General features: G+C 38.0%; 23 protein-coding genes. 13 read left to right on the forward strand and 10 right to left on the reverse strand.

All coding sequences use genetic code 11. From position 1 onward, the window contains the following. Positions 1–32 precede the first annotated feature (32 nt). Positions 33–278 carry a membrane protein insertion efficiency factor YidD gene (gene yidD, locus EGI31_RS18630; protein ID WP_255038663.1) on the forward strand — a complete coding sequence of 82 codons (246 nt, stop codon included), beginning with the start codon at positions 33–35 and terminating at the stop codon, positions 276–278. Here the strand turns inward: yidD and EGI31_RS18635 are convergent, their stop codons facing one another. Beyond that, positions 279–1,241, reverse strand: coding sequence for a sulfite exporter TauE/SafE family protein (locus EGI31_RS18635; protein ID WP_255038664.1), 963 nt, complete (start codon positions 1,239–1,241; stop codon positions 279–281). 141 nt (positions 1,242–1,382) lie between these two features. Here EGI31_RS18635 and EGI31_RS18640 point away from each other — a divergent pair, with 141 nt between their 5' ends. Beyond that, positions 1,383–1,793 carry a hypothetical protein gene (locus tag EGI31_RS18640; RefSeq protein WP_255038665.1) on the forward strand — a complete coding sequence of 137 codons (411 nt, stop codon included), beginning with the start codon at positions 1,383–1,385 and terminating at the stop codon, positions 1,791–1,793. Here EGI31_RS18640 and EGI31_RS18645 read toward each other — a convergent pair whose 3' ends face one another. Next, positions 1,794–2,270: a helix-turn-helix transcriptional regulator gene (locus tag EGI31_RS18645; protein WP_255038666.1), complete on the reverse strand. Its 477-nt coding sequence runs from the start codon at positions 2,268–2,270 to the stop codon at positions 1,794–1,796. It abuts the gene before it with no gap. Positions 2,271–2,407: 137 nt separating this feature from the next. Between EGI31_RS18645 and EGI31_RS18650 the strand changes: the two genes are divergently transcribed. The 6 genes from EGI31_RS18650 (at position 2,408) to EGI31_RS18675 (ending at position 10,290) form a co-directional block, all read left to right on the forward strand. Beyond that, positions 2,408–3,304: a transporter gene (locus tag EGI31_RS18650; RefSeq protein WP_255038667.1), complete on the forward strand. Its 897-nt coding sequence runs from the start codon at positions 2,408–2,410 to the stop codon at positions 3,302–3,304. A 20-nt stretch (positions 3,305–3,324) separates the two neighbouring features. Further along, a complete protein-coding gene (locus tag EGI31_RS18655; RefSeq protein WP_255038668.1) occupies positions 3,325–4,863 on the forward strand; it encodes a vanadium-dependent haloperoxidase in 1,539 nt (512 codons plus the stop codon). 24 nt (positions 4,864–4,887) lie between these two features. Further along, positions 4,888–5,952 carry a hypothetical protein gene (locus EGI31_RS18660; protein ID WP_255038669.1) on the forward strand — a complete coding sequence of 355 codons (1,065 nt, stop codon included), beginning with the start codon at positions 4,888–4,890 and terminating at the stop codon, positions 5,950–5,952. A gap of 124 nt (positions 5,953–6,076) precedes the next feature. Next, entirely contained in the window at positions 6,077–7,429 is a 1,353-nt protein-coding gene (locus tag EGI31_RS18665) for a vanadium-dependent haloperoxidase (RefSeq protein ID WP_255038670.1), read from the forward strand. A gap of 118 nt (positions 7,430–7,547) precedes the next feature. Next, positions 7,548–8,417, forward strand: a complete 870-nt coding sequence (locus EGI31_RS18670) for a 3-keto-disaccharide hydrolase (RefSeq protein WP_255038671.1) — start codon at positions 7,548–7,550, stop codon at positions 8,415–8,417. 214 nt (positions 8,418–8,631) lie between these two features. Continuing rightward, the gene (locus tag EGI31_RS18675) at positions 8,632–10,290 is read left to right on the forward strand and encodes a carboxylesterase/lipase family protein (protein WP_255038672.1); all 1,659 of its coding nucleotides are present in this window, start codon (positions 8,632–8,634) and stop codon (positions 10,288–10,290) included. 98 nt (positions 10,291–10,388) lie between these two features. Here EGI31_RS18675 and EGI31_RS18680 read toward each other — a convergent pair whose 3' ends face one another. The 3 genes from EGI31_RS18680 to EGI31_RS18690 form a co-directional block, all read right to left on the reverse strand. Next, positions 10,389–11,675 (reverse strand): ATP-binding protein, encoded by a 1,287-nt coding sequence (locus EGI31_RS18680; RefSeq protein ID WP_255038673.1) that lies wholly within the window; start codon positions 11,673–11,675, stop codon positions 10,389–10,391. Between the two features lie 184 nt (positions 11,676–11,859). Then, positions 11,860–12,459, reverse strand: coding sequence for an IMPACT family protein (locus EGI31_RS18685; RefSeq protein ID WP_255038674.1), 600 nt, complete (start codon positions 12,457–12,459; stop codon positions 11,860–11,862). 20 nt (positions 12,460–12,479) lie between these two features. Beyond that, on the reverse strand, positions 12,480–13,916 hold the full coding sequence (locus EGI31_RS18690; protein WP_255038675.1) for an amidohydrolase family protein: 1,437 nt from the start codon (positions 13,914–13,916) through the stop codon (positions 12,480–12,482). 48 nt (positions 13,917–13,964) lie between these two features. Here EGI31_RS18690 and EGI31_RS18695 point away from each other — a divergent pair, with 48 nt between their 5' ends. Both EGI31_RS18695 and EGI31_RS18700 read left to right on the forward strand, forming a co-directional pair. After that, the gene (locus tag EGI31_RS18695; protein ID WP_255038676.1) at positions 13,965–14,450 is read left to right on the forward strand and encodes a peptide deformylase; all 486 of its coding nucleotides are present in this window, start codon (positions 13,965–13,967) and stop codon (positions 14,448–14,450) included. 35 nt (positions 14,451–14,485) lie between these two features. After that, the gene (locus tag EGI31_RS18700) at positions 14,486–14,941 is read left to right on the forward strand and encodes a DUF1569 domain-containing protein (protein ID WP_255038677.1); all 456 of its coding nucleotides are present in this window, start codon (positions 14,486–14,488) and stop codon (positions 14,939–14,941) included. 215 nt (positions 14,942–15,156) lie between these two features. Here the strand turns inward: EGI31_RS18700 and EGI31_RS18705 are convergent, their stop codons facing one another. After that, positions 15,157–15,381, reverse strand: a complete 225-nt coding sequence (locus EGI31_RS18705) for a ferredoxin (RefSeq protein WP_255038678.1) — start codon at positions 15,379–15,381, stop codon at positions 15,157–15,159. Continuing rightward, positions 15,374–16,621 carry a peptidase U32 family protein gene (locus EGI31_RS18710; RefSeq protein ID WP_255038679.1) on the reverse strand — a complete coding sequence of 416 codons (1,248 nt, stop codon included), beginning with the start codon at positions 16,619–16,621 and terminating at the stop codon, positions 15,374–15,376. The genes EGI31_RS18705 and EGI31_RS18710 overlap by 8 nt, the downstream gene beginning before the upstream one ends. A gap of 132 nt (positions 16,622–16,753) precedes the next feature. Between EGI31_RS18710 and EGI31_RS18715 the strand changes: the two genes are divergently transcribed. From EGI31_RS18715 to EGI31_RS18725, 3 genes are all read left to right on the forward strand, one after another. Next, complete coding sequence (locus EGI31_RS18715) at positions 16,754–17,209, forward strand: GNAT family N-acetyltransferase (RefSeq protein ID WP_255038680.1); 456 nt, start codon at positions 16,754–16,756, stop codon at positions 17,207–17,209. A gap of 74 nt (positions 17,210–17,283) precedes the next feature. Next, positions 17,284–17,850, forward strand: a complete 567-nt coding sequence (locus tag EGI31_RS18720; protein WP_255038681.1) for a DUF1572 family protein — start codon at positions 17,284–17,286, stop codon at positions 17,848–17,850. Positions 17,851–17,862: 12 nt separating this feature from the next. Continuing rightward, the gene (locus tag EGI31_RS18725) at positions 17,863–18,954 is read left to right on the forward strand and encodes a serine hydrolase domain-containing protein (protein WP_255038682.1); all 1,092 of its coding nucleotides are present in this window, start codon (positions 17,863–17,865) and stop codon (positions 18,952–18,954) included. A gap of 4 nt (positions 18,955–18,958) precedes the next feature. Here the strand turns inward: EGI31_RS18725 and tnpA are convergent, their stop codons facing one another. From tnpA to EGI31_RS18740, 3 genes are all read right to left on the reverse strand, one after another. Continuing rightward, positions 18,959–19,438, reverse strand: a complete 480-nt coding sequence (gene tnpA / locus EGI31_RS18730) for an IS200/IS605 family transposase (RefSeq protein ID WP_255038683.1) — start codon at positions 19,436–19,438, stop codon at positions 18,959–18,961. A gap of 393 nt (positions 19,439–19,831) precedes the next feature. Then, positions 19,832–20,788 (reverse strand): CobW family GTP-binding protein, encoded by a 957-nt coding sequence (locus EGI31_RS18735; RefSeq protein WP_255038684.1) that lies wholly within the window; start codon positions 20,786–20,788, stop codon positions 19,832–19,834. Next, entirely contained in the window at positions 20,785–22,554 is a 1,770-nt protein-coding gene (locus tag EGI31_RS18740; RefSeq protein WP_255038685.1) for an ABC transporter ATP-binding protein, read from the reverse strand. The genes EGI31_RS18735 and EGI31_RS18740 overlap by 4 nt, the downstream gene beginning before the upstream one ends. Positions 22,555–22,706: the final 152 nt, after the last annotated feature.

Raw genomic sequence — 22,706 nt, forward strand, 5'->3', positions numbered from 1 at the left:
TTTTAAGACAGGTCTTTGGCCTGTCTTTTTTTATGAAAATAATCAACAAAATCTTCGGTGGTTTACTGATATTGGTCGTACGCCTGTATCAGATAGGTATTTCGCCCTATTTTCCTGATGCTTGTCGGTTTCAGCCAACTTGCTCACAATATATGATTGATAGTATAAAGGAGTGGGGGATTTTGAAAGGCACATGGCTCGGCTTCAAAAGAATGGCTCGCTGTCACCCATGGGGAGGACATGGTTGGGATCCTGTGAAACGAAAACACGAGCATTGATTAACTTCGGGCGTTTTTGGATAGAAAAAAGAACAAAATTAGTCCACTCAGAAGTGTTAATCCGCAGATCGTTAATTGAAAAGCATTGGGTTTTATCACCCACATGGCTCCTGCAAACTGAACAAAAAGTATGATATTCAGGAAGTTTGCAATCGCTGTACGAGGCAGTTTCGATACTACAAATGAACCTAGCGGTGCAAATACAATCACGAAGGGTATGCAGGCAATCCACATTTCGAAGGCTTCCGGCTGAAAGTCGTTTATAACTCCGGCATGCATAAAAAAACCTAGAAGGGTTTCTATGCTCATGATGATAATGGACGAAGGAACCGCTACTTTTTCGTTAATACCGTAGTAAATGGTCATTAAACAGAAAGTGAAAATATTGATGCCAGTTCCGAAAATAGACGATATGATGCCGCCAATCAGACCGAAGAATAGCAGTTTAAGCATGTCTGATTTTTGGAAATTTTCTATCAAATCGTGCACCATTCTAGTTGGTATTAGATTTTCTCGCCAGAGTACTATTCCAAAACTCAGCCACAGCGAAACAAAGAAAAGCTTGGCCATGGGAGGCGAAATTAAAGGAACTACGTAATAGGTGCCAAATACGAGGCCGAAAATACCACCAATCGTAACATATTTAATGTAATTCCAGTCCACCTTGATTCTTAGGCCGAGTATGAGAAGCGAGGCTGCGGTCATGCCTATACTTTGGATAGCAAATGCAAAGTTTCTCGCAACGGCTGGTTTTATATCCAGAAGCAAGGTAAACACAGGATATGCCACAGCAGCACTGCCTTCTGGACTGGAACCAGCTATAAATGAGCCAAATATCATCGTAACTACCGCCCAAATATGCTTTTCTATGTAGTAAAATAGCTGATTTTGCGTTACATAGATTAACCATGCCGAAATAACCAAGAGGTAAAAAACGATATACAGTTTGGGTAGTTTTTTCAAATACTTTGAATCTTTAGTTTTTTATCAATTTCAAATATAGCTTGGTATTGCAGAATTTTGGAAATTTGTCTTGGAAATATATTAATTTCGTAATGTTTCTGAATTATAAACCGAATTTCTAGAAAACCGACGCAATTCTTTATGGCAAAATCTAATGATTTAATTGAAAACGTAGCTGATCAAGTAAGCGATATAACCAAACGTCTCACGGATGTGTCCTCTCATATGGCAAGTATGGTAGAGAATTATGATTATTTGCTTCAAAATCAAACTCACGTGGCGGATAATCATGACTTGGTTATAGCCAATCAGAACACCATAATTCAGAATTTAGGTATAATTATTCACAACCAAACGGCTATTATACACAACCAGTCTAAAATTGTTAAGAACCAAGCTTATCTCAAAACTTTTCTGTTTGCACAGGTGGAGATTCTTACTTTGTTGACCAATAGGCCAAAGGAGGAAATATCAAATGAAATTAATATGTTTTTTGAAAATGCTCAGATTGAGATTTCTAAAGGCTTTGAAAATCCGATTGGAGAGTTGTAGTTATTTCTGAATAAGACCGATTTTTTCTTGTAGAAGTATAATCTGACTCCTCAGTAGTTCAATCTCCGAAAGTTTACTGGCTTTTAGCTGTTCTTGTAATCGCATTTGTAATGTTAGCGATTCTACTTTTTGTTTTTGTAATCGCAGCTCTAGTAACAACTCATTTTTTTGTTTTTCCAAAACCTCGGCATATTCTTTGGCTTCTAAAATCTGCTTTGGGTGAGACTCTTGGTTTGCTAAGATTAGTTCGCCATCCTTATTTTTTTCCAATATCTCGGAAAATTCTAAAATATCGATACTTGTTTTAAAGAAGTCGGCAATCTTTCGGCATATAATGAGAGATGGCGAAAATTTGTCATTTTCATAATCAGAAAGAGCACTTTTACTCACATTGACGGCCTCTGAAAGCTCTTCTAAGGTGATTTTATGATATTTTCTTAAGTTTTTTAAATTTTGAGAAAAGTAACTTTTTGTCATTATATCGATTTTCTTTATTCCAAAATATTGGATTTTATCTTTTGCCTTTTTAATATTGTGCAAGCCAATTGATGTAAAAATACTAGTTTTTGTGTATTGAATTACAGAATTCTGGAAATTTAAAAACCTCTTAATTTATGAAGTTGAAATTTTATCTCGTTTTAGTTTGTAGTTTTTTGTTTAGTCAATTAACCAAGGCACAAATGCCTCATGATGCTATTTATATGCCCAAAGGCACAGCCTGTTTGGCGGTAAGCTATGGCAGCAGCAGTTGGAAAGAATATTGGGAAAATACCCTCAAAAGAGAAAATCTAAACATTGGAACACATACTACTCAAAATGTAATGCCAATGGTAGCTGCCGGAATTACCGATAAGCTGAATGTTATTGTGGGTTTACCCTATGTTTCTACAAAGGCCAGTGCGGGAAATTTGATGGGGCAAAAAGGTCTTCAAGATCTCTCACTTTGGGTTAAATACAAAATGTTTGATGGTGAAGGTTTGTCCTTGCATGCAATTGGAGGTGCTTCTACTCCCATTTCGGATTATGTCCCTGACTTTTTGCCCATGTCCATCGGTTTGAAAAGCAAAACCGCCACTGGAAGATTATTGGCCAACTATCAACATAAGTCTGGATTATACCTTACCGCTCACGGAAGTTATTCAGGTCGCTCAAATATAAAAGTTGACAGAGACGCCTATTTGGCTTACGGCAAGATGTATAATACAGATGAGGTAGCTCTACCAAACACGACTGATGCGGCCTTGAGGATTGGTTATTTGAAAAAGACTATTCAAGCGGAAGCATTTATTGAAAGAAATGCTTGTGTGAGTGGAGATAACATTCGAAGAAATGATATGCCTTTTCCAACTAACAAGATGAATATGACCATGGTGGGGGCTTATGCCAAATTTCAGCCTAAAAATATTGGTTTGAATGCCCGCGTGAATTACGTTACGAATGGACTCAATGTAGGTCAGTCATTGGGCTACAGCGTCGGATTATTGTATCAGATCAATAACATCAAGTTTTAATTTTTAAAGAATATTCTAAAATGAAAAATATTTTCAAATCTATAATATTGTGCATTGCTTTTTGTGTAGCTTTTTCATCATGCGACAAAACCGTGGACGAGCCCGCAACGGATGCTTATATTCCAGCCTCATTAGACTTAGGTGCGGGTTCTTGGAAAACGTATGTTTTATCTTCACCAACAGAGGTAACTGTAGCCGAACCAAAGGCGGCCTCTTCGGCGGAGTATTTGGCCGAAATTGCAGCATTGAAGACTACAATTTCCACTATTACACCTGAAAATAAAAAAGCCATTAATTATTGGGGTGCGGGAGCCACTTACAGATGGAACGAAATAGCTAGAGAATTGTCGGCAAAGTATAATCAACCTCCAGCCTCAAATGCCGAGGGTAAATATCCTGTGCCAGATGCAGCCAATCCACTTGCCGATCCTCGTTTTCCTTTTGCCAATCCGCCTTACGTTTCTCGTGCTCTGGCCTATTTGAGTGTAGCACAATACGACGCTTTGGTAAGTGCATGGAATTATAAAACAAAATATAATAGAAAAGCTCCATCAAAGAATGACCCATCGGTTTCTGTTCTTTTGCCAGTTTCTGATTTGCCAAGCTATCCATCTGAGGATGCCGTTGTTGCGGCAGCTTCTTATACTATTTTGGTGGCCATGTTTCCAGGCGAAGTTCCATATCTAGATGGAAAACTTGCTGAGGCAAAAAATACCAGATTATGGGCTGGAATGAACGTTCCGAGTGATATTTCCGCTGGTGATGCTCTTGGAAAAGCGGTTGCGGCCAAAGTAATGGCAAAGGCCAAAACGGATGGAATGGCTGCTTCTAACAATCAGGCTGTTACTGCGTCAATGATAGAAAATGCTAAGAAATTGGGTGTAAAAACTCCTTGGGTAAGTCAAGAAACGCCAGCAAGACCACCGATGTTGCCTAATTTTGGAGCTGTAGCCACTTGGAATTTTGACAAAGCCACAATGATTAAAATCAGACCATCTATTCCTTATTTAGAAGATACTAAGGAATTTAAAGATGATTTAGCAGAACTCAATAAAATCAATAAAAACCAAACACGAGAACAATCTCGAATTGCCAATTTTTGGGCAGACGGTCCTGGCAGTTACACACCACCTGGTCATTGGCACAGAACTGCTGCCAATGCCGCCTTTGATGCCAAGTTTAGCGAAGTTAGAATGGCCAGAACCTTGGCCTTGGTTGGAACTGCACTTATGGATGCGGGAATAGCCTGTTGGGATACAAAATATTACTATTACACCCCTCGTCCTCAACAATTTGGGTTAAAAACCTCTGTAGGTTTGCCCAATTTCCCATCATATACATCAGGTCACTCTACTTTTTCCTCTGCAGCAGCTACTGTTTTGGGTTCAATATTTCCTGCAAAATCAGCTGAGTTTGATGCTAAGGCATTAGAGGCATCAAATTCGAGAGTTTTTGGCCTGATTCACTACAGGATAGATTGTGAGATGGGATTAGCTCATGGTAAAAAAATTGGGGAATATGCTATTGCCAGAGGTAAAGCAGATGGATCAGGTCTTTAACCAAGAAAATTAAATAATTAAGAAATGAAAAGAATATTACTTTTAGTTGGTCTCGTTTTTTCAATAAGTCAAGCTTACTCTCAAGGTTGTATAGCGGTTAGACACATGGCTTGTGCTTCGGGCAGAGTAAACAATGGCACTTCGACAATGTTAGACGGTCAATGGCAATTTACAACTGGATATAGATATCTGCATTCATACAAGCATTTTGTAGGTACAGAGGAGCAAACTCATCGCGTTAAGGAAGGTACAGATGTAAGAAACTGGTCACATTCGTTTGACTTTGGCCTTTCTTATGCTGTAAATGACAGACTCAATATTGCAATTAATATGCCCTATAATGACAATTCAAGGTCTTCATTGTATGAGCATTATGGAAACTCAGTAGAAGCTAATCCAGAGAGGAAAAGATTTTTTACTTATTCCAGAGGAATTGGGGACTTAAGGCTAACCTCTACGTATTGGGTATTAGATCCAAATACCCATGTGAAAGGTAACTTTGCGGTTGGTTTGGGTGTTAAAGCTCCCACTGGCGATGCCAACGTACAGGGTGACTTTTATAAATTAGATAAAAACAAGAAAGAGTACATTCTTAGTAAAGCTGTTGATCAATCTATCCAATTGGGTGATAGTGGTTGGGGAGCGAGTATCGAAATTCAAGGATATCAGTCTGTTTTTAAGAATGCAACCGTCTATTACAACGGATTTTATCTATTTAGTCCGAAAGGTGTTAACGAGCAAACGGGCCTTTCTGTGCCAGATCAATTTGCTGGTAGGCTTGGAATGAATTATAATATTTTGCCCAAAAAAGGAGTAGCTCTAAGTCTGGGCGGAAGAGTGGAAGGATTGCCGGCAATTGATGCAATCGGTAGTAGTGAGGGTTCTCGTAGGCCTGGTTATATAGTTTCTATCGAGCCTGGTGTGGTCTGGATGAATAGCAGACATACTGTTGCGGTTTCTACTCCTTATGCTATTGTGCGTAACAGAATCAAATCGTGGAGTGATCGCCAAGATCCCGCTGGTTTAAGGCATGGGGATGCGGCTTTTGCTGATTATTTTGTTTCGGCAACTTATTCGTATAGATTTTAATTGCTTATTTTAGTGAATTTCAAGGTCGATTGATAGTTTTAAGCCTTTTATTAAGTAAAAGTTTAGGAAATATAAATTCTGGTCTCATTTTTGATTTCCTTACTTTCAACTTAATTTGTATTTTATGAAAAGTAATATTTATATTTTATTTCTGGTAGTCGTCTTTTCTTTTGTTGGTTGTAAAGACACCGAGAAAGTTCCAGATCCCGTTGAGCTTGAAATATCTAATGTAGTTGCTGATAAATGGGCGGAAATGACGCTTAGGCATCTGAAAGCTCAGCAGCTAAAAACTCCAACATATGTTTCTCGGTCTTTGGGCTATATCGGTCTTACGATGTACGAGTCCGTGGTCAATGGCAGTATTGTTTATCAATCTGTGGCTCCACAATTAAACGGACTCGGTACACTTCCAAAACCGGAAAAAGATAAGGCCTATGACTGGGAAACTTCTCTGAATGCGGGCCAGGCATATATTATTAAACAAATGTGGCAACATGCCATGGCAACTGATAATAAGAGATTGGACTCACTGGAAAATGCCATTTATGCCGAGAGAAATTTAGTAGTAACCGATACCGCAACAATTGGTCGTTCAAAAAGATATGGATTGAGTGTTGCCAAGGCTATATATGAATGGTCAAAAACAGACGGGGGGCATTTGGGCTATTTGACAAACTTTGACCCGAAGTATGTATTTCCTAGAACTACTATGAACTGGACACCGCCAATGAACGGTCAATCCTCCGTATTAATGCCTCTTCACCCACACTGGGGTAAAAATAGGACTTTTACCTCTACTAATTCTCAGTTATCTATTCCGGAAATGATTCCATACTCTGACGATAAAAACTCTGCTTTTTATAAGGAGTTTAAAGAGGTTTATGATATTCAGCTGTCACTGACTCAAACTCAAAAGGAAATTGCCAACTGGTGGGGAGATGACCCATCAGAGACTTATGCTCCTCCTGGCCACTCTTATAGCTTGGCACTGCAAATATTGAGAGTAAAGAAGCCAAATCTTTTCACGGCGGCAGAGTCATTCGCTAAAGTGGGCATGTCAGTGGCTGATGCATTTATCAATTGTTGGAAATGTAAATACACTTATCACTCTATCAGACCAGCGGCATATATCCGTAAAAACATTAAAGGTTCTTTTGAACAATTTTGGCCTGAACCGCCTTTCCCAGCTTTTGCCTCAGGTCATGCTACCCAAGCCTCGTCAGCCGCGGAAGCTCTGATTAGTGTTTATGGTGATAACGTGGCTTTTGACGACATGACTCACGTGGGTAGGCCAAAGGATATATTCAGAAATGTAGAGTATAAAAAACGAAGCTTCACTTCAATATCTCAAACTGCCATAGAATGTGGAATATCACGATTGTACGGAGGAATTCACACCAGTCAAGACAACGAAGTAGGTTTAGCCGAAGGAAAGAAAATTGGAGGAAATATCAACGCTCTTTCTTGGAAAAAATAATCAAAAAGTAATAAATATCGTCAATTTAAAAATGGCCTCCATGAGGTCATTTTTTTTAGTTAAAAGTAAAACTAACTTAAAATTACCGTAAATTTGACCTTCAACCATTCTTTTAAAAATGAAAATAATTATCTGCTTTTTCTTGAGTATCTCTGTGGTTTTTGCACAAAAAAAATCTGACTGGCAAAGTCTCTTTAATGGTAAAAATCTTGATGGATGGGATATCAAAATTTCCGGTCATAATGTCAACGATAACCACAAAAATACTTTTTTGGTTGAAGATAAAATGCTCAGAATTAGCTATAAAGAGTATGAAACTTTCGGGGATAACTATGGTCATTTGTATTACAAAACCCCTTATTCCCATTATATTCTAGACTACACCTACCGATTCACAGGAAATCAAACACCAGGCGGAGCCACTTGGAATGTAAGAAACAGCGGTGTGATGTTTCACTCTCAGTCGGCTCAAAGTTTGAGTTATGACCAAGATTTTCCAGTTTCGCTCGAAATGCAACTCTTGGGAGGATTAGGCAATGGCCCAAGGCATACGGCCAATCTGTGCACACCAGGTACACACGTGTACATGAACAATAAACTTAGAATGGAACACTGTATAGATTCTGACTCGAAAACCTATGATGGAGATCAATGGATAAGGGCTCGATTAATAGTTTTGGGCGATTCTATGGTGCACCAAATTATAGAAGGCGATACCGTTTTGAGTTACCAAAATACCAAAGTGGGGGAGGGAAACACCAAGAATTTCAACTGGAAACAGTGGGGTTTTAGTGATGAAGCCGCAGCTTTTTGGGAAAAACGAAACGGAGAGCCGCTAAAGGAAGGTTATATAGCTCTTCAAGCCGAAAGTCATCCGATTGACTTTAAGGATATTAAATTGTTGAATCTCAAGGGCTGTATGGACAAAAAAGCCAAGAATTACAAGAGCCATTACTTAGAAATGGATAGGAGTGCTTGTAAGTATTAGGAAAGTTGAGAATATAGAAGGTTTTTTTATTTGCACCAATTTTTTTCAGAATCTGTATTTGTGATTTCTTCAAGTTTTCTCAAGCGATTGTCGAAGAAAAATAACATTTTGTGGGTTGATTCTCCTAAGCTGTGGATTTTGTGAAGAAATATCCTGAAATATTTATATTTTTAGCTTAAATATTTATTTTCAGCCTTTTATAAAATCAAAGAATATGAAATCATCAAGACGTAATTTTATCCAATCGCTCGGTATGGTAGGAGCTGGAATCGGAATTTCCACCGAGACCTTTGGCCATACCTCCAAAGTTTCGGCTGCTTCAAAACCCAACGGAGACGACCAACAACTGTTTGTTGGTGACAATATTGCCATAGCCAATACAGAGCATGGTAAAGTACGTGGCTTTATTCTTAGAGGCATTATTACATACTTGGGTGTACCATATGGAGCGGACACTTCGGGTAAAAACCGTTTTATGCCACCACAAAAACCAGCTCCTTGGGCAGATATTCGACCAACACTTTGGTGGGGGAATTCTGCTCCACAGATTATGGAGAAACGCTACGCCAATACTTATGCCTCATTTGTAGATCATTGGAATTACGACGATGTTTCTGAGGATTGTTTAAAAATCAATGTTTGGACGCCAGCAATTGATACCCAAAAACGTCCAGTTTTAGTATGGCTTCACGGCGGCGGTTTTGTCAACGGAAACGCTATTGAGCAAGACGGCTATCATGGCGAAAATATTTCTCGACTCGGAAATATCGTTTATTGCTCACTAAATCACAGATTGGGGGCATTGGGTTATAGCCATTTGAAAGCCGCAGGAGGGCATCCGGCATCAGGGAATGTTGGAAATTTGGATATGGTTTTGGCACTAGAATGGGTAAAAAACAATATCGCAAATTTCGGTGGCGACCCCAACAATGTCACCATTATGGGTCAGTCGGGAGGTGGTTCGAAAGTGACTACTTTGATGAACATGCCGGCAGCAAAAGGGCTTTTTCACAAAGCAGTGGTATTGAGTGGAGGTTCTTTGGCTGGAGTTAATAAGGAATATGCAGAGAAATTGGGACAGAAAGTAATGGAAGAAGCTGGTCTTAAAAATGGTGAAGTAGAGAAACTACAGCAGATTCCGTGGAGAGAATACATTGATATAGCTGATAGAGCTGTAGTAAAAATGGCTGATGAAGCCAAAAGGTTAAATCTTATGCGAGGTGGTTTTTCGCCTGTGGCTGATGGCGAATATCTAAATGGAGGTACGTTTTTTGCCGATTCCAATCATTTTTCAGCAGATATCCCTGTAATTATTTGTTCTACATTCAATGAACAAAGCCCGAGCCGGACGGATGCTAGGTTAGAGGGAATTACGCTGGCTGAAGTTGAAGAGAAAATAAAACCAAGATTTGGTAATAAATCATCAGAAATAGTGGAAGCCTACGCAAAGAACTTCCCGAAAGCCAAGCCTATTGAGCTTTGGTCGATGATAATTTCGAACAGAAAAAATGCCGTGGCCATTGCCGATGCCAAGTTTTCGCAAAAGAAGTCTCCTGTTTATTTGGCATGGTTTGGCTGGCAGCCACCGCTTTTTGATGGACGTATGAGAGCCTTCCATTGTGACGACATTTGTTTTTGGTTTTACAATACCGATCTCATGCTTACGCATACAGGTGGAGGCAAGCGACCAAGAGCATTGTCGGAAAAAATGTCGAAATCACTTTTAAGTTTTATAAAAACGTCAAATCCAAATGGTGGCGGTTTGCCAAATTGGAAACCATATACTACCCAAAATGGTGAAACGATGATATTGGACGATACTTCTGTTTTAGCCAATAATCCCGATGGTGAAGCCAGGAAATCTTTGGCTTAAAAGGTTTAAAATCACCACGAATTAATGAAGTTTTTTGTGAGTTCGTGGTGTTTATCTATTTATGAAACCTTAACACGAATGTCAAGTTTTTAGATATTTTAGACAGTAATTGCTACAGCATATAGTGGAATATTAGTAAGCCAATCTTCTTTTCTAAACTTACTCATTGAAGTTCTAATGGCATTTGGATTTTCAAATTTTTCCACAAACACCTTTAGGCTTTTGGCTTTGAGGTTTTCTTCGGCTTTTACTTCTAAAGGTATAACTTGATTTTCTTTTTGGAACACAAAGTCTATTTCGGCGTTTCCCAAAGGTGCTGACCAATAATAAAGCTTAATTTTCGGGAACAATTGTTGACAAACAAATTGCTCAGTCAGTGCTCCCTTAAACTCGGTTAGGATAGTATTTTTCTCCAATAGAATTTGCTTGTCAAGTCCTCCCATGGCATTCAAAAGCCCTATGTCTAAGAAGTAAAGTTTAAAATTATCAATTTCAGCATAAGCGTTTAGTGGTAATTCTGGCTTGCTGAGGTTGTGTACTTTAAGAATAAGGCCAGCATCTACTAGCCAAGCGATTGCCAATTCAAATTCTTTTGCTCTACCGCCTTTTTTTATTTGACCATAAATGAATTTTTTGTTTTCTTTCGAAAGCTGGCTAATAATTGAATTCCAAACCAATTTGATTTTGGGTACGATTTCATTCGGTGCATATTTCGCAAAATCATTGGCATATCCGACCAAAATTTTGTTCTGAATTTCTCTTACCACTTCTAAGTTTTTATTTTGTTGATAGGCATAAACGGCCTCTGGCATACCGCCAATGTAATAATACAAACGTAATTGCTCCACAAGTCTATCATGAAAACTATTCAATAAGTCCCAATTGGCATTTTTAATTTCTGTTGCTATGCGTTCTTCATTATTCGATGCCAGGAACTCTGTAAATGACATAGGATATAAATTCAAGAAATCAACTTTCCCTACTGGAAAAGAATGTTTTTTTTGTATTGAAACGCCCAGTAATGACCCAGCGGCCACAATATAGTATTCAGGAGCGTTTTCGCAGAAATATTTGAGTGCGGTTAATCCTTTTTCGGCTTCTTGGATTTCGTCAAAAATTAATAGCGTATTGCCTGGATCAATTTGTTGATTAGTTTCAATTTCGATAGCAGCTATGATTCTTTGAATACTGTAATCTGGCAAGAATAAATCTTTCAGTCTTGTGCTGCTTTCAAAGTTTAAATACACGTATTTTTCGAAGTTGTGTTCTCCAAAATTCTTCATCAACCAAGTCTTTCCTACCTGCCTTGCACCTTGAATTATTAATGGTTTTCTTGCCGGAGAATTTTTCCATTCAATGAGCTTTTGACTTAGATCTCTTTTCATGCTGATTTACAGTATTTTAATGCTGTAAAATTAGAAATTATTTTCAATAAATACACTTTTTCGAACGAAAAAGTGTCGTATATTACATTTATTCGTACGATAAAGTGTTACAGATTACATTTATTCGTACGAAAAAGTGTGAATTAATTTAGGAGCATGAAGGTTTTTAACGAAAATTTTAGAGCTAAAGCACCTCTATCTCCAAACTCCAATATTCTTTGAGTTCTTCTCTGATTTTGTCGATATAAGAATTTCTGACATCTAGAATTATTCCACAACGATTGTCGTAGGTTTGTTCTTTTACCGTAAGTTCAAGTTTTCTCACCATTTGCATGACGGCATTGGTTTGGTCAAAATCATAGCTGATTTTCACTAAGCTATTGATGGTTTTGGTTTCTATTTCTGCTATCGAAAGAGCCTCTTTGGTAGCTTCTTTATAGGCATTTATCAAGCCAGGTACGCCCAAAAGTGTTCCGCCAAAATACCGAATGACGATCACTAAAGTATCTGTTAGTTCGAATGAAGTGATGGTGTTCAAAATCGGTTTTCCGGCCGATCCCGAAGGCTCTCCATCGTCGTTGGCTCGGAAATTGGTCTCGTCTATGCCAAGTTTGTAGGCATAGCAGGCATGTCGGGCTTTAGGATGTTCAGCTTTAACGGTTTCTAAATAAAATCGAACGTCTTCCTCACTTTGAATTGGAAAGGCATAAGCAAAAAACTTACTTCCTTTGTCTTTAAAAAGGCCTTCTGAATTAGATTTTAGGGTTTTGAATTCGTCTATCATCAGCACAAATTTAGGATAAATTATTCCCTGCTTTTATCCAATTCTGTTTTCTTTTTGGCGGCTTGATTGAGCATTTCATTAAGTGCATTTTTATCGAAATATTGTCCTTTCGTAAAAACTCCAAAGGTTTTGTTGACCGCATTGATGTCATTCAAGGGGTTTTCGTCTAAAATCACTAAATCTGCTACTTTTCCAATGTCTATGCTTCCAGATTTTTCAAATTTGCCCATAAACTTTGCCCCGTTCATAGTGGCTGATTGTAGAATTTCCAAAGGCCTCATACCACTTTTTTGGAACAAGTCTAATTCTTCTAGCAAACTAGCAGCAGGATATACAAAGGTATTCAATGCCGCACAATCGCTACCAGCTATTATCAACATGCCAGACTTTTGTACATAAGGCAATTGCTTCGCAATCAATTGATAACGTTCTTTTCGTTGTTGCTTTTGTTCTGCTGTTTCGTTTGCCATACGGTCTATTCGCCATTGATAGTTAGACATGAATCGCTTAGTTAGATATTTCTGGAAATCATCATTTTTATGATTGTTTTCGTCTAGATAAGCCAACTGTTTGCCACCAATCAATGTAGGGCAAACGGCCACGTTTTTCTTTGCCAATTCTGCATAGGCTCGGGTTGCTTTTTCTTGGTTAAATTTAATCAGAAAGTCTTTTTCAGCTTGGGCTTTTGTTAGGGTTCCTTTCAGGATACTTGTTTTCGCGGTAATTTCATCATTTCCAAGCCTTAATAAATAGCTGGCATGTTCAATGGCAGAAAAACCTTCGTTAGCCAAGTCATTTATAGTAAGGTCGTAAGGTACATGTCCCGTTACCAAATAGCCTCGTTTTTTGGCCTCAATTACACTTTTAAGGAACAGGTCACCTTTCAACGTATTCTCTGTAATTTTTACAAAATCTACTTTAAGGCTGTCTAAATAATCCAGCATTTGGGTTAATTGTGCTTCATTTTCTATCTCCAAATCGCCTTTCCAAATAGAGTTCAAACCTTCTAGTTTTCGGCCTGCGGTATAAATGGTTGGACCAAGAAGTTTATCATCGTTTATTTCATCTCGCCATTTTAAAACCTGAAGACCCAAGTCGCTCGCGGCATCTCTCACAGTCGTGATGCCATGGGCTATAAAAACTGGAAATAGTGCTTTGTTGTCTTCCACCAAGTCTTGCCCTTCGATATGTATGTGCATATCCCAAAGGCCGGGAATCACAAATTTGCCTTTGGCATCTATTTTTTCTGAGGCCAGTTTTTTATATTTTTTGAAAGTGTCAATTCCTTTAATTGTTTGATTTTCAATCAATATGGCTTTGTTGTGTTTGATTGCTCCAGTCTTTACATCTATCACATTGGCATTGTAAATCAGGATATTCTTACTTTGAGAATTGGCATCCTGAAGCACAAAGAAGGAAACAAGGGTAAAGAGAAACTTGAGTTTTTTTAAAGACATTTTGCCACTAATTTATAGATTGCGAAAGTTTAAAGTTAGAAATAAAATATGAAAACTGTCAACGATTTGTTGGTTTTAGGAAATCCGCTACTTTACGAGATTTCTGAGGAAGTAGAACCGCATGAATTACCTTTGGTAAATGAGTGGGTGCGAGATTTACACGATGTGATGGAGGATATTAGAGCTAAGTATAATTTTGGCAGGGCAATCGCAGCACCACAGCTGGGTATAATGAAACGTTTGATTTATATGAACATTGATAAACCAATGGTTTTCATTAATCCAAAAATTACCAATAAGAGCCCGGAAATGTTTGAAGTTTGGGATGATTGTATGTGTTTTCCCAATCTTTTTGTGAAGGTTTTAAGGCACAAATCCATTGAGATTGAGTATTTAGATGAAAACTGGGAAAAGCAAACCGCTCTATTCGAAAATGACCTTTCTGAACTTTTTCAACATGAATTCGACCATTTGAAAGGTATACTCTGCACGATGCGGGCCATTGATAATAAGTCTTTTCGGTGGAGGATTTAGTGATTTTTCTTAACTTTATAAAAAAATAAACTCCAATGCTCAAAAACATCTTCGACAAAACTGCTACTGACGAATTATTTGCACGAATAGACAAGCTTACACCCTCTACCCAACCACTATGGGGCAAAATGTCAGTAGACAAGATGCTGGCCCACTGCAATGTTTCTTACGAAATGGCCTTCGAAAACATTCATCCAAAACCGAATGCATTTATGCGTTTTATCATGAAATTGATAATCAAAAATGCTGTGGTGAATGAAACCCCCTTTAGGAAAAACTCTTCAACGGCCCCAGCTTTTTTGATAAAAGACGAGAAAAATTTTGAAGCTGAAAAAGCTAGATTAAAAGCCTATATCACTAAAACCCAAGAACTGGGTGCTGAACATTTTGAAGGAAAAGAATCACATTCTTTTGGGCCACTTACCAGTACAGAATGGAACAATATGTTTTATAAACACTTAGATCACCATTTGAGGCAGTTTGGGGTGTAGGATATATTTTAAAATGGAATTTTGGCTAAAGCCAGTCATTTGAAAAATCATTTCTGCCATCGGGCTAAAGCCCGATGCAATTCCTAGCCATTCATCTGGGGAATTTCAATTGGAATGGGCTTTAGCCCATTCTCATTTTTGGAATTAGCATATTTGGCTTTAGCCAAAATATCTTCACCACCGATTTTTAAAGAATTGAATAAAAATCAGGCTTCTCACTCCAAAACCTGAATAACCTTCACAGGACAAGCCTCAGCAGCCCGCTTATTTTCGTCAACTTCATCATAATCAAGCTCCACTTGGTAGATGCCTTTTTTGTCTTTTCCGCCAAGGAGAACTGCTTTTCCGTCTTTTTTAGACATCCGCCAACGGTTGTAGGCTATTTCTACGCATGCATTGCAACCTATGCAGCGTTGGCGGTAATGAAACATCTTAGGCATCGGCAGCTACAATCTTGTACAGTTTGTCTGAAGGGCGTATTTTCTCGCCTATCGCCAACGAAATGGTATTGCCTTTCATGGCTTTCTCTACGGATTCTCCAGAACCCAACCTGATTTCTTCTACCGTAGTTTCTATCAAGCCAGTCGTTGGACCTGTTACTATCAATTTATCACCAATATTGATGTCGTGACTTTCCATCAAAAACTCACCTACACCTATTTTTTCAAAGTATTTAACGCCTTTGCCGATGTAAATTTTCTTTGTGGTGGCCACAGATCCATGTACATTACTCCATTCGCCCATTTTACGGCCTAAATAGTAACCGTCCCAGAATCCACGGTTATAAACTGAGCTAAGTTTCTCTTTCCAAACTTCTATTTTTTCTTGGGTGTAAGTACCTTCTTCAAAAGCATCTACGGCCTCTCTGTAGCATTGGGTAGTGGTGTAAACATAGTCAGCAGCACGTCCACGGCCTTCTATTTTCAAAACTCTTACACCGGCTTCAAGTATTTTATCAAGAAAATCTATTGTACAAAGATCTTTGGCTGACATAATGTACTCATTATCAATTTGTAGCTCTATTCCTTCCTCGTCGGTTACAGTATATTCTCGGCGGCAGTTTTGAATACAAGCACCACGATTGGCCGAGGCATTGTGAGAGTGTAAGCTCAAGTAGCACTTACCCGAAACCGCCATACAAAGTGCTCCGTGAGCGAAGATTTCTATTTGTACTAAATTGCCCGATGGTCCTGTTATTTTATTCCTCTCTATGGCTTTCACCATGTCACCCACCTGCTTGAGCGTAAGCTCACGGGCCATCACGATGACGTCGGCGTAGTCGGCAAAAAACTCAACTGTTTCGATATTAGTTACGTTGGATTGCGTAGAAATATGCACTTCCATACCTTTTTTGCGGCAATAATTCATCACCGACAGGTCTGAGGCTATTACGGCTGTTATGCCCGCGTCCTTGGCTTTATCTACAATCCTTCGCATCAAAGAAATGTCATGATCGTAGATGATGGTGTTCATGGTGATGTAACTCTTTACTCCAGCTTCGCCGCATACTCGAGCCACTTCGGGCAAATCGTCCACCAAAAAATTATTGGTTTGGCGAGCTCGCATATTCAACTGCTCCACACCAAAATATACCGAGTCGGCACCTGCTTTTATAGCGGCCATCATGGCTTCCCACGAACCCGCCGGAGCCATCACCTCAAACTTCGTATTTTTTTGCATTTCTTTATTCATCTGTTTTGAAACAGAATTTCTAAGCGATTAATTTCCAATCTGAACGATAATGCAAAATTAATGAATCATTTTTGTGTTTTATCACTTATTTTAAGGTGGGAAGTACACAAAATCATAAATATGAAATTTAGAAGGGCTGAGGTAGGGGATTTAGAGAATATTTTGAGTTTGTTTAAAGCGAATGTTTTGGCAAATGAGGACTATAATGAAGAACAAAAGGAAGTTTGGGCCTCATCGACAGAAAATAGAACGATGTGGTTGAACAAAATAAAGGGCGAATATTTTTTATTGGCACATCGGGATACCAAATTGGTGGGTTTTAGTTCGCTCGGGCCCATGGATTATGTAGATTTGATGTTTGTTCAGAAAGATGAATTTGGGAAGGGAATAGCGAAGCAAATGTTAGAAAACATTGAAAATGAGGCAAAATTGAATGATTTGTCGGAACTATATGCAGACGTAAGTGTGTCTGGGAGAGGTTTCTTTGAAAAAAGTGGCTATCACGTAGTGAAGACCAATAGAAATATTAGAAAAGGAGTTCATTTGAAAAACTTCAGAATGAAAAAGGTATTTTGAACTGAATAATTCAAAGTGTGCTCTTGAAATTAATGGCCTAGCGTCTTTGGGACCGGGAGGTAAATTTATAAAGTATGAATAACGGATTTTTGGATTCAACAAAAAAGCAATTTGAGTATTACAAACTGCTCGGAGAAAAGACTTTTGATCAGATTTCTGACATTCAAATCAATTGGCAGTATAATGCGGAATCAAATTCTATCGCCATTATTGTCAAGCATTTAACTGGGAATATGCTCTCTCGTTGGACCGATTTTTTGACTACTGACGGAGAAAAAGAATGGAGAAACCGAGAAGGAGAATTCGAAGGTGAAATAGAATCCAAAACGCAATTACTTGAGGTTTGGAACAAAGGCTGGAATTGCCTTTTTTACGCATTAGATAGTATTTCTGATGAAGATTTAGACAAAATTATTTACATCAGAAATCAGGGTCACACAGTAATGGAGGCCATCAATCGCCAATTGGCACATTATCCCTATCATGTTGGGCAAATAGTTTTTATTGGCAAAATGCTTTTGGACGAAAATTGGCAAACGCTCTCGATAGCCAGAGGCAAAAGCTCAACCTATAACGCTGAAAAATTTTCAAAGGAAAAGCAGAAAGGTCATTTCACAGACGAATACTTGGGGAAGAAATAATTTTCATAGTACATGAAAAAAGGGATACTTGTACTTTGGGTAATTTTCAATTCTTGCTTTTCTCAGAATCAAAAATTAGTCAAGAATCTTTCAGATTATGAGCATCAGATTCTGCCATTGATGGATAAATACAAGATTCCAGGTATGTCTGTCGGTATATCGCACAATGATTCTGTTGTTTACTCTAAAGGCTTCGGGTTTGCTAATATTGAAAAGGAAATTCAGCCAGATGGAAACACGCCTTATAGCATAGCTTCCATCACAAAGCCTTTCGCAGCAGCTGTAATGATGCGTTTGGTAGAGGAGAATAAGCTGAGTTTAGACGCAAAAATAAAGGATTTGTATCCAGGATATGAGGAACGGTGCAAACGGATTTTAGGCTATTTTAGAGAAGAAATGCCCGAATATACCTTTATGTTAGAAAATTACCATCCCGAAAGAAACGATATTACTCTAAGGCATCACTTGACGCATACTTCTGAAAATATGCCCGGCGACCAATACAAATACAATGGTTTTTTGTTTGGAATGCTTTCGGTAGCTATTGAAACCGCAACTGGATCTAAATTTGACGATTTGGTAGATAGCATGATCATCGATAGACTAAATCTGAAGAACACCGCATCCTCTCAGTTGGACAAATCGAAAAAGGGAATGTTAAATAAAATTGCTTTGCCGTATAATCCTACAGAATCGGGTTTTGTAAGAGCCGAGTTTCCCAATCCAAAACTAAACGCTGGTGCTGGAATAATATCATCGGTAAATGATTTATTGATTTTTGATAAAGCCATCAATAACAACTTTTTGGTTTCGGAAAAAGCCAAGAATTTACAATTTCAGCCATATAAATTAAGCAGCGGAAGTCTCTCACCTTATGGCTATGGTTGGTTTACACAGAAATATAAAGACCAGACGCTCGTCTGGCATTATGGCCACCACCCAGGCTCATTTTCCGCCCTTTATTTAAAGGTTTTAGAGAAAAATTTAACATTAATAATCCTTGCCAATAGCGACCGCCTGAGTCATGATTTTGATTTGGGTAAAGGCGATGTGGTTAAATCAGAATTCGCAAAAACATTTTTAGATTTGTTTGTCGGCAAATGAAATATTAATTCTTCAAGTCAATTTCATCAAAAAACTCAAAAACGTATTCGTTTTTATATTCCACCTCGTAGGTATTGAGTAGGGAGAAGTATTCGTCTTTAAAGCTTCTCTTAGAATGATGTTTTTCTTGATTAATGATGTATTTAATGATGATATCTTTTTCACGGTAACCATTCGAGAAGACCCCGTATCCATTTTGCCATTCAAATTTTACGGAACAAAAACCATTTGTATTGATAAACTCGTTTGAAGATTTCTTAATTTCTCGAACTAGGTCTGAAATGAGTTCTTTGCAATTATAGTCAAAAAATAGATGAACATGGTCATTATAGCCATTTACTGCTAATGAAAAATGTCCTCTATTGTTTAGTGAGGATGCCATGTAAGCGAAAAGCTCATTTCTCCAAAGTTTGTCTAAAAGTGCTTTTCTGTTTTTGACAGCGAAAACTATGTGTAAATAAACTCTGCTATAGGTATCTGCCATGTAGATTATATTTTTAGATATCCAAAAATATAAAATCTTGTGAATTTTTAATAAATGGAAAAACATGATTCATAAATAATCTGACCCCTTTGGGGTCAAAAATGCTTCCATCTCAATCTGTGCTAACAAAATATGACCCCGCTGGGGTCAGTTTTTAACAATTCTATTTTTAAATTTTTCAGGCAAATACCGAAGCCCAGAGGGTTCATTACATTAGAAAAATGACCCCAGTGGGGTCATATTATGTTAAAAAAGGAAAGATGAATAAATAAAAATGACCCCAGCGGGGTCAAATTATATTAGAAATGGTTTGAAAGTCTAAATGTAAATATCATTCGTTGTGTCAGATTATATTTTCAGTCTTATGAGAATGTTTGTTGGATTTTGAATCATTTAGTATTTTTCCGCCATACAGCCTCTAAGCATTTCCTCAAAAAATGCCTTGTCCAAATCTTTCCCAATAAACACAATTTTGCTTTCTCGGATTTCATCATTTTGCCATGCTTTTCCGCCAGAAATGTTGAGACTTTGGCCTACAGATTGCAAAATCAATCTGTGATTCACATCTTTAGCATTGATAATGCCTTTTATCCTATACAATCCTTTGGCTTCGAATACTAAATATCCGAATAGTCTCATTTGCAGTTCTTTGTCGTTGAAGGGCTCTGGAAATCTGAAAGTGAATGATTTAATTTTTCCATGTTTGTGTTCGTGAGAGTGAGGTTTGTTTTCGTTTTCTTCGATTTTCAAATCTGCATCCCTAACTGTTTCAAATATTTCGGCCACAGGAAAGACCATGCCGTTCTCTTCGAAAAACTTTATGAATGGATTGATAGACAGTAACTTATATTTTACCTCCTCCAAATAAACCTTAGAAACTTTGGCTGTTTTGTTCAACAAAATAATATCACTGAAAGCCAATTGCTTGATAGCTTCTTCTGTTTCAGTAAGTTGGTCTTCTATAAGTTCTACATCCACCAAACAGACGATTCTTTTTACAGGAAAATCCTTCTTGATTTCAGAATGGGAGAAAAACGGGCTCGCTACATTGGCTGGATCAGCTATGCCCGTGGTTTCGATAATGAGTTCGTCAAACTGCTCTGTTTTATGGCTGAGTTCGTTCAGAATGTCATAAATACCTTCGTTTAATGAGCAGCAAAGACAACCGTTGCTCAATTCAAATATCTCATTATCAGGCTTAATAATGAGTTCGCCATCAATTCCCGCCTCGCCAAATTCATTCTCAACAATGGCGAATCTTATTGACGGTTTTTGTTCTAAAACTTGGTTCAGAAATGTGGTTTTTCCTGACCCAAGAAAGCCTGTCAGAATGGTTACTGGTTTGCTCATGCCATTGCTGGTTGTTTTCTAAGGTCTTGTCTTTCACCTATTTGTTGACGCCACATAGCATAGTATAGCCCTTTTTCTAGGAGCAAATCTTCATGTTTACCCACTTCGATAATTTTGCCTTTTTCCAAAACATAAATTCTATCGGCATGCATAATGGTGCTTAATCGGTGGGCAATCATTACCGTTATGTAATCACCGTTTTCAGTTACTTCTCTCACGGTAGTGGTAATTTCTTGTTCCGTCAAAGAGTCTAACGCCGAGGTCGCTTCATCAAATACAAATATTTTTGGGTCGCGTAACAAGGCTCTGGCTATAGAAAGTCTTTGTTTCTCTCCTCCCGAAATCTTCATTCCGCCCTCACCAATGACCGTATCGAGTCCATTATCGGCTCTTTTTAGAAGGTTATGGCAGGCAGCTTTTTGCATTTTATCCAACATCAATTCGTCTGTGGCAGTTGGATTTACAAAGAGTAAATTTTCCCGAATTGTGCCTGAAAATAACTGTGTATCTTGGGTTACAAAGCCAATTTGATTTCTGAGCTCATCAATGTTCAATTGGTCGGAGTCTATATTGTTGTAGAAAACTTTTCCCTCGTTTGGTTTGTATAGCCCAACTAACAATTTTACCAAAGTAGTCTTTCCCGATCCTGATGGCCCTACAAAGGCGATCGTTTCACCTTTTTTGACTTCGAAATTTACTTCCTCCAAGGCGTGATTTTCGGCACTTGAGTGTTTAAAACTCACATTTTCGAAGGTCAATTTCTGTACAATTCCCAATGGTTTTGGATTTTCAGGATTCATTTCCACGGGCGTATTCAGTAATTTCTGAAAATTATTTAAAGAGGCCTCTGCCTCTCGGTAGGCCAGTATTACATTGCCAAGTTCTTGTAATGGTCCAAAGATAAAGAAGGAATAAAACTGTAGTGTAAGTAGTTGTCCAACAGTAAGTTCGTTCTTAAAAATTAGAAACAATAATATAAAAAGAATAATCTGTCGGAGTAAATTAACGAAAGTACCTTGAACGAAGTTTATCGAACGAACACCTCGTACTTTCTTCAGTTCAAGTTTCAGGATTTTTAATGTATTGAGCTTCAAACGATTGATTTCCTGGTCAGCTAGGCCAAGACTTTTAACCAACTCAATATTTCTGAGGGATTCGGTGGTTGTACCGGCCAGTGCAGTAGTTTCTTTAACAATTGTTTTTTGTATTTCTTTGATTTTTTTGCTTAAAATATTGGTTAACGTACCTAAAGCAAATGCTCCAATAAAATAAACCGCCACCAAAGCTGGATTAAGATTTATGGCATAAATAATAACGAAAACTATTCCCACAATAGAAGTAAAGGCCACATTGATAAATACCGTAATGAATTTCTCAGAATCAGACCTTACTTTTTGTAATATCGAAAGTGTTTCGCCGCTGCGTTGATCCTCGAATTGTTGAAATGGAAGCTTCAGCGTATGTTTTAAGCCATCAATAAATACATCCGCTCCGAATTTTTGGATGACGCTGTTCATGACATAATCTTGAAGTGTTTTGGCTATTCTACTTACCATAGCAACGCCTATAATGGCCAAGATGATTAGACCTGAGCCTTTTAAGAACTCACTTTGCGAGTATTGATTTGGGTTTTTAGCGAAGCCATCAATCAGTTTTCCAAAGAAAAACGGATCCATTAACGAAAAACTCTGGTTGATGGCGGCCAATAAAAATGCCAGAATTACACCTAATTTATATTTTGATAAATACTGGAAAAGTAGTTTCATAAGGGCTTGGAGAAAATTTTCGGATTAAGATTAACTAACACATTTTGAAATATTAAAATTCCTAAGCTCTAAAATAGAACAATGTTTGTGCATTTTATAAATTCACAAGGGTAATCATTTCGCTGAAAAATTATATTTTATATATAAATAGT

The organism is Lacihabitans soyangensis, from assembly GCF_024343775.1.
GTDB lineage: Bacteria > Bacteroidota > Bacteroidia > Cytophagales > Spirosomataceae > Leadbetterella > Leadbetterella soyangensis.

What these genes read in the sequence shown, in the direction of transcription:
- EGI31_RS18675 (WP_255038672.1), top strand. Translation starts at nt 8,632, where the DNA reads ATGAAATCATCAAGACGTAATTTTATCCAATCGCTCGGTATGGTAGGA.
- EGI31_RS18640 (WP_255038665.1), top strand. Translation starts at nt 1,383, where the DNA reads ATGGCAAAATCTAATGATTTAATTGAAAACGTAGCTGATCAAGTAAGC.
- EGI31_RS18660 (WP_255038669.1), top strand. Translation starts at nt 4,888, where the DNA reads ATGAAAAGAATATTACTTTTAGTTGGTCTCGTTTTTTCAATAAGTCAA.
- EGI31_RS18655 (WP_255038668.1), top strand. Translation starts at nt 3,325, where the DNA reads ATGAAAAATATTTTCAAATCTATAATATTGTGCATTGCTTTTTGTGTA.
- EGI31_RS18740 (WP_255038685.1), bottom strand. Translation starts at nt 22,554, where the DNA reads ATGAAACTACTTTTCCAGTATTTATCAAAATATAAATTAGGTGTAATT.
- EGI31_RS18705 (WP_255038678.1), bottom strand. Translation starts at nt 15,381, where the DNA reads ATGCCTAAGATGTTTCATTACCGCCAACGCTGCATAGGTTGCAATGCA.
- EGI31_RS18725 (WP_255038682.1), top strand. Translation starts at nt 17,863, where the DNA reads ATGAAAAAAGGGATACTTGTACTTTGGGTAATTTTCAATTCTTGCTTT.
- EGI31_RS18680 (WP_255038673.1), bottom strand. Translation starts at nt 11,675, where the DNA reads ATGAAAAGAGATCTAAGTCAAAAGCTCATTGAATGGAAAAATTCTCCG.
- EGI31_RS18735 (WP_255038684.1), bottom strand. Translation starts at nt 20,788, where the DNA reads ATGAGCAAACCAGTAACCATTCTGACAGGCTTTCTTGGGTCAGGAAAA.
- EGI31_RS18710 (WP_255038679.1), bottom strand. Translation starts at nt 16,621, where the DNA reads ATGCAAAAAAATACGAAGTTTGAGGTGATGGCTCCGGCGGGTTCGTGG.
- yidD (WP_255038663.1), top strand. Translation starts at nt 33, where the DNA reads ATGAAAATAATCAACAAAATCTTCGGTGGTTTACTGATATTGGTCGTA.
- EGI31_RS18715 (WP_255038680.1), top strand. Translation starts at nt 16,754, where the DNA reads ATGAAATTTAGAAGGGCTGAGGTAGGGGATTTAGAGAATATTTTGAGT.
- EGI31_RS18645 (WP_255038666.1), bottom strand. Translation starts at nt 2,270, where the DNA reads ATGACAAAAAGTTACTTTTCTCAAAATTTAAAAAACTTAAGAAAATAT.
- EGI31_RS18720 (WP_255038681.1), top strand. Translation starts at nt 17,284, where the DNA reads ATGAATAACGGATTTTTGGATTCAACAAAAAAGCAATTTGAGTATTAC.
- tnpA (WP_255038683.1), bottom strand. Translation starts at nt 19,438, where the DNA reads ATGGCAGATACCTATAGCAGAGTTTATTTACACATAGTTTTCGCTGTC.
- EGI31_RS18690 (WP_255038675.1), bottom strand. Translation starts at nt 13,916, where the DNA reads ATGTCTTTAAAAAAACTCAAGTTTCTCTTTACCCTTGTTTCCTTCTTT.
- EGI31_RS18650 (WP_255038667.1), top strand. Translation starts at nt 2,408, where the DNA reads ATGAAGTTGAAATTTTATCTCGTTTTAGTTTGTAGTTTTTTGTTTAGT.
- EGI31_RS18695 (WP_255038676.1), top strand. Translation starts at nt 13,965, where the DNA reads ATGAAAACTGTCAACGATTTGTTGGTTTTAGGAAATCCGCTACTTTAC.
- EGI31_RS18670 (WP_255038671.1), top strand. Translation starts at nt 7,548, where the DNA reads ATGAAAATAATTATCTGCTTTTTCTTGAGTATCTCTGTGGTTTTTGCA.
- EGI31_RS18665 (WP_255038670.1), top strand. Translation starts at nt 6,077, where the DNA reads ATGAAAAGTAATATTTATATTTTATTTCTGGTAGTCGTCTTTTCTTTT.
- EGI31_RS18700 (WP_255038677.1), top strand. Translation starts at nt 14,486, where the DNA reads ATGCTCAAAAACATCTTCGACAAAACTGCTACTGACGAATTATTTGCA.
- EGI31_RS18685 (WP_255038674.1), bottom strand. Translation starts at nt 12,459, where the DNA reads ATGATAGACGAATTCAAAACCCTAAAATCTAATTCAGAAGGCCTTTTT.